Genomic DNA, 528 nt, shown 5'->3' with positions numbered 1-528 from the left:
AGGAGACGAAATGAGGATTCGTTTCACTGTTTCGGCGCTCGGGGCTGTAGTGGTCGCGTTGGCGGTTGGGTGTGGCGGCGGGCAGGGCGGCGGCCACAACGCCACCTCGGTCGCACCCTCGCCGACGCCCACGGTCGGGCCAACGCTGGCGCTCAATCGGATCGATGAGCTGCTCCTGCCGCCGGAAGTGGTCGGCGACATCGTCGGCTCCAAACTCAACTGGACGGGCACGCCTCCGCCCGGTTGGACCAGGCCTCCAGTGCCCCCTGTCATCGACGAGGGCAACCCGGACTGTGCGGCGCTGTTCGGGCTGGACACCAACACGGTTGGCGTGGCCTATACCGGATGGCGGAGCAATCAATACAGGGAGGAAAAGGACACTTCAGGTCATGCGGTCTATCTGGCTGTTGCGACGGTTGTCGATTCCAAAGCAGCGACGGTGTTGCTTGGCGACGCTTTTGCCAAGCGTCTCGATGCGTGCAGCAATGCCGTCATCCACCTGAGCGGCAAATATCGATGGAGATTCCA

Annotated in this window: 1 protein-coding gene; it reads left to right on the top strand. The window is 63.1% G+C overall.

The features are described 5' to 3' along the window. Nucleotides 1-528 (top strand): sensor domain-containing protein (locus tag A9X04_RS05395; protein ID WP_197509057.1); only part of this gene is annotated, 528 nt, incomplete at both ends.

Origin of the sequence: Mycobacterium sp. E3247 (assembly GCF_001667785.1) — a bacterium.
Lineage (GTDB): Bacteria > Actinomycetota > Actinomycetes > Mycobacteriales > Mycobacteriaceae > Mycobacterium.
This window is presented reverse-complemented; position numbering and strand designations above follow the sequence as displayed.